1 protein-coding gene is annotated in these 6308 nt (G+C 64.2%); it reads right to left on the reverse strand.

From position 1 onward, the window contains the following. A partial coding sequence (locus C2I19_RS14185) for an RHS repeat domain-containing protein (protein WP_146056819.1) occupies positions 1-6308 on the reverse strand: 6308 nt, incomplete at both ends.

The following is a 6308-nucleotide window of genomic DNA, read 5'->3' on the forward strand; positions in this document are numbered from 1 at the left end:
CAACGGTCCCAATATATTCATTCACATTCAACAACACGCGATTGCTAACCCCTGCCCCCACAGAAACAGCATGGCCATTCACCACGACTTGATAATCTCCCGACCCCAGCTCAATCGCACTAGGTAGATTCAAGTCCAGTTGCACATCACCCAAATATGCTCTTTCAATTCGAGCCTGCCCAGACTTCAGAGTATTTTCATTTGCCTCAATCCATGTACTGTTCGCCCGTACGGATACAGAGCCATTCTGCACATGGCCGCCAGACCAACTACCCATGTAGTCTTGCGCGGTCACAACACTGGAACCTGCAGCCACCGCACTTTGCGCCGTCATGGCGGTTTTTATCTGATCGCCGCTCAGTTGCCCGCCGCCGCTAAAGCACAATACATCTTTGCTGCCGGGAACCTCTCGATAGACCTCGATTTTATAACCCCACGGGGTATAATTGAAATTGCCATTAAATCCTGTGCCGATTGACTCCTGCGGCCAACCGCCAATAGACAGACTGCCTCCTCCATTCGCATTCACCCAGGCGCTTTGGCCATTCACCACCACCCGATAACGCCCTGAGCCATACTCCGGGGCCTGCGGCAAATGCAGGTCCAAATTCACGCCAGTCAAATAGCGATATGAGGGATCGAATACCTCTGCTGCAGTGTCGTCTACCGTATTAATCGATCTGATCGACACAGAGCCAAAATTAGCTTGCGCGCCAAAGCTGCCGCTCACCACCGCCAGCGGCATGGCATCCGCCGCGCCGCGCAAATTGCCGTTGGCGCCCACTCCCACAATATCGCCCGATCCCGTTTGCGAACGCGCGCTGAACCACGGCACCACAGTTTGGCGATCGCGGACATTCAGCATAATGGGTTGATAGGTGGCGACATGCTGGTTGCGCGCGTCGTAGTCGCTGACCGTCAACCTCAATTTGTCTAAGGGAGTCGGCGTCTTCGCCCGCAAGGCGATAACGCTCAATACGTCCGCCAAGGACTGGTTGCGCAGGCTGTCGCCGTTGTCGTCGCCCGACTCCACCATCAACGTGGCATTGCCATTGGCGTCGTAGCCGTACAGCTTGGTCACGTCGCCTGCATTGCCCTTCACCAGGCGGCCGGCGCCGTCGTATTCGCTGAACTCCTGCGGCAAACCGCTGTGATCCAGGCTGGTATGCTTGCTGGTGATCTGGCCCCAGGCGTTATAGCTGGTTTCCAGCCAGATCCCGCTGCCGACATCCAGCTTGGCCGTTTGCCGCTTGGCGGCGCCATAGGCGAAGCGCGACTCGTCCGTCACCACTGAGTGATCCGGATTTTGCCTATCCCGCAAGGTCTGCGTCAGGTTCCCCACCGCATCGTACTGGTAGCGGGTGACATTGCCCTCGCCATCCATCTGGCTAAGCAGCCGGCCGCCCACGCCATACGTGCTCACAAACGAAGGCCGGCTCAAATTGCCGCGCTCTATCTTGTCGCTCTGTCCCAAGGCGTTGTAATGGGTACGCGTTTCCGGACGCAGGCCGCCTTGGTCGGCGCCATAAGCCGCCTCCCGCCGCCGAGTTTCACGGCCGAGAACGTCATAATCGATGTCGGTGACGCCGCCCTTGGCGTCGACCTGTTGCGCCACCTCGCCCAGATGGTTGTAGTGATACTGGGTACGTACCGTGCTCAGGCCATCGCTGAGGCCGTCATCCGCTGATACCTTGACGTTTAGTCGGCGCTCCTCGCTCACCCGGCCCTGCTTGTCGTAGTCGAACTCGCTGACGCGGTCATCGCCGCTGCCTTTGAGCTGCTGCCGCGCCTGATCCAGCGTCGTTTGCCCATTCACCCCTGCCAACGCTATCGCATAATGGGTTTCCCGCAGCGGCTTGCCCGCGCTGTTGTAAGTCCAGGCCGCGGCATAGCCGGCGGCATCCACCTCCAACACTTTGCGGCCGGCACGATCGAACCAGCGGTAGACGCTGTTGCCGCGGGCGTCGGTCTCGCGGATCGCATTGCCGTTGGCGTCGTAGAACTTGGCAGTCACCAAGTCGAGCTTGGGCAAAGCAAAATCGCCGCTGCTAGACCGCAAGGCGACATATTGCTGAGGAACCGTGGTCTTGGTCAGACGATTATTCTTGTCGTACTCGTAGCGGGTGACGCGGTCGTCCGCGCTGGCGGTCGGCGTCGGCGCGCTGCCGTCGGCCGGCAGGCCTGCCGCCGTGGCGTAGACGCGCTGTTCGCTCACATTGCCGTTGCCGTCGTAGGCCCAGGTGGTGACGTAGCCGTCGCCGTTGCGCTCGCGAATCTTGCGGTTTTGGCTGTCGTAGGCGGTGCGGGTGACGTTGCCATTGGCGTCGATGAATTCCACCAGGTTGCCGGCCGCGTCGTAGCGGCGGGTTTCAGTGGGGGCGACATCCGCTTCCACCGGCTTCAGGTCCGGGCCTGTCAGGGTATAGGTGTGCACCGTGTCGCCAGTCTGGCTGAGCAGGCGGTTCTGGCTGTCGTAGCCATAGCGGGTGCTGCGCTGTTCCGGCTGGCCGTCCGCTTCCACTTGCAGGGTGCGGTTGCCAAAGCCGTCGTATTCGAAGCGCTTGGTGCTGAGCACGGCGCTGTCATCGTGGTCGCCGTCGCGGCCGGTTTCTTTCAGCACATGGCCGGCGCCGTCGTAGGCGTAGCGGAACACCGCGCCCAGCTGGTTGGTGTACTTCACCTTGTTGCCGAAGGCGTCGTATTCCATGGCTTCGACGCCGTTTTCGGCGTCGGTGATCCGGGTTTGCCGGCCCAGCGCGTCGTGTTCGATCTGGGTGACGGCGTCGCGGCCCGTGTCGGCGACGATGGCCGGCGGCGCGCCGGCCGCCACTTGCGCCGGATCGATGGCGTTGGCGTAGCGGGTGACGAGATGCGCGTTGCCGAAGGCGTCGTAGTCGGTGCGGGTGACGCTGCCTTCCGGGTCCACCTGCAGGATGCGGCGGCCCAGCGCGTCGAAGTAGAAATAGCCGGCGTTGCCGCGCGGGTCGGTGATCTTGACGGCGTTGCCGAAGGCGTCGTAGTCGGTGACGGTGGCATCGCCCTCGCCGTGGGTTTCCTTGCGCACCCGGCCCAGGGCATCGAACTCGCGCGCGGTGACATTGCCGCGGCCGTCTTGTTCTTGCACCCGGTTGCCGAAGGCGTCCAGGGTGTAGCTGGCCACTTGGTGCATGCCGCTGCCATCGCCTTGGCTGACGGCGAGCAAGTGGCCGGCTAGGTCGTAGCTGTTGTGGCTGGCCTGATCTTGCGCCGAAACCAGCAGCCGCTGGCGGATCGCCGCTTCGTCCCAAACGCCGGACGGGTTCGCCGCGCCGGCGTCGCCCTGCTTGCGCACTTCCACATTGCGCGCGTACCAGCGGTTGGTCTGCCCCCAGCCCGCCGCGATCTGCAGCCACACCCGCACGCCCTTCACCCCGGGCGGAATCACCCGCGTGGCGTGCAGATGCTGCGCGCCGGCCTGCGCCGGGTCGGTCTGCACCACCATGTCCCAGTTGTCCTGGTAATGGACGCCGTCGGCTGAATATTGGAAACCAATGCCGAACGGCGCCGGCGTCTTGCCGTCGTCGGTGCCGCCACGGATCGCGTCTAGGTCGAAACTGTAGGTCTCGCCCGGCTGCACCGCCACCATGCCGCTGGCGTAGCTGTCCCGGTCATACTGCAAGATAGCGCTGCCATCGGCGTTGAAACCGGCCTGCGCCGACGTCACGGTGCTGGCCGCGATCGACCAGTCGGCGTTGACGGCATTCGGGCTGCTCACCAGGTTGCCGCTGATCGGCTTGGCGTAGCGGATGGTGTCGGTCACATTGCCGGCGGCGTCGTAGCGGCGCTGGGTGACGTAGCCTTGCGCGTCGACGCTAAAGGTCGGCCGCCCGGCCGCGTCGTAGACCGTAGCTGTGGTTTGGTCCGCCACGTCGGTTTGCAGCGTCCGGCGGACGCCCGCATCATCCAACTGCGCCAAGCCCGCTTGCGCCTTGGCGTAACGCACGGTCGCCATGACATGGCCCGCCGCATCGTACTTGCGCTCGGAAACGAAGCCCGCCGCGTCCACGCTAAAGGTCGGCCGGCCGGCCGCGTCGTAGGCGGTGTGGCTGGTTTGGTCTTGCGCCGAAACCAGCAGCCGCTGGCGAATCGCCGCTTCATCCTGCGCGCCGGGCAAACTCATCTGTTTGTCGTCGCCCGCTCGCCGCACTTCCACATTGCGCAGGTACCAACGATTGGTCTGCCCCCAGCCCGCCGCGATCTGCAGCCACACCCGCACGCCCTTCACCCCGGGCGGAATCACTCGCGTGGCATGCAGATGCTGCGCGCCGGCCTGCGCCGGGTCGGTCTGCACCACCATGTCCCAGTTGTCCTGGTAATGGATGCCGTCGGCTGAATATTGGAAACCAATGCCGAACGGCGCCGGCGTCTTGCCGTCGTCGGTGCCGCCGCGAATCGCGTCCAAATCGAAACTGTAGGTCTCGCCCGGCTGCACCGCCACCATGCCGCTGGCGTAGCTGTCCCGGTCATTTTGCAGAATGGCGCCGCCTCCGCCCGGGAAGCCGGATGCGGCGACGCTTTGCGCGCTGCCCGCCCAATCGCTATTCACCGTATTGGGGCTGCTCACCAGATTGCGTGTAATCGACTTGGCGTAACGCACGGTGTCGGTGACATGGCCCGAGGCGTCGTATTTGCGCTCGGTGACATAGCCCGCGGCATCCACGCTGAGAATCGCGCGGCCGGCTGCGTCATAAATGGTGCGGCTGTGCTGGTCTTGCGAATCGGCGATCAGCTGCCCCTGCCAGGCGCTCGGCCCCTTCGCGCCCAGGCTCAGCTCCTCGAACTGCGCATGCGCGGCGAACAGCCAGGAATCGTCATTGTTGGCATTGGTATTGCATTTGCGCAGCGTCGCCACCCCGCGTACCGCGCCGGCCGGCGCGACGCCGTCCGCCACGCAGCGCTTGTAGCCTGATAGATTCGGTCCGCCCGTCTGCTCCGCCTGGTTCTGCGAATCCGCCGTCGTCGTCGTCGCGCCCACGCATTTGCCTGCCGCATCGAACCAGACGATGTACAGCTGCGTCGTCGCCCGGTGCGCTCCGGTGTACACCGAGAATGCATAACGATGGCCCGCCTGCACCGGCACGCTTTGCGTCAGCTCCTGGTAGGCATCTTGCGGGTCGCGCCCGGTCTGATGCAGATAGACGGTATTGTCGCCTGCCAACCCGCTCGCCAGCGTCCAATCGGCGTTATGATTGACACCCACTTCCGCGTCCGCGCGCCAGCCGCCATAGCCCCAACCCGCCACCTGTCCAGCCGCCGGAGAGGCGAACAGCTGGTTTTGCAATTGATTCACGCCCAGGCTCGCTTGCAGCGCATCGACGCTCAGGCCCATGTCCGCCAGTTTTTTGGCATAGCGGATGGTGTCCGTCACATTGCCCGCCGCGTCATAGCGCTGCTCGGTCACGTAGCCCGCGGCATCCACACTGCATGCCGGGCGGCCGGCCGCGTCATAGAGGATATGGGACGCTTGGTCTTGCGCCGTGCGCAGCAAACGCTGAGCGATCGCCGCTTCGTCCAATGCGCCGGGCAAGCTGGCCGGGCTGGCATCACCCACCCGCCGTACTTCCACATTGCGCGTGTACCAGCGGTTGGTCTGCCCCCAGCCCGCCGCGATCTGCAGCCACACCCGCACGCCCTTCACCCCGGGCGGAATCACTCGCGTGGCGTGCAGATGCTGCGCGCCGGCCTGCGCCGGGTCGGTCTGCACCACCATATCCCAGTTGTCCTGGTAATGGACGCCGTCGGCTGAATATTGGAAACCAATGCCGAACGGCGCCGGGGTCTTGCCGTCGTCGGTGCCGCCACGGATCGCGTCCAGGTCGAAACTGTAGGTCTCGCCCGGCTGCACCGCCACCATGCCGCTGGCGTAGCTGTCCCGGTCATACTGCAAGATAGCGCTGCCATCGGCGTTGAAACCGGCCTGCGCCGACGTCACGGTGCTGGCCGCGATCGACCAGTCGCCATTGACGGCGTTGGGGCTGCTGACCAGGTTGCCGCTGATCGGCTTGGCGTAGCGGATGGTGTCGGTCACATGGCCGGCCGCGTCGTAGCGCTGTTCGGTCACGTAGCCCAGCGGGTCGACGGTGTAGCGCAGGCGGTCGCCGCTGTCGTAGACGTAGCGGGTGGTTTGCCCGGTGGCGTCGGTCTTGGCCGTGACGTTGTTCGCCGCGTCGTAGGCGTAGCGCGTGCTCAGCTTCAGCCCGGCCGGGTCGACGGTTTCGCGCACGCGGCGGCCGGCGCCGTCGTATTCGTATTCGGTGACCTTGGCTTGG

The sequence above is a fragment of the Chromobacterium alticapitis genome, assembly GCF_002924365.1.
Lineage (GTDB): Bacteria > Pseudomonadota > Gammaproteobacteria > Burkholderiales > Chromobacteriaceae > Chromobacterium > Chromobacterium alticapitis.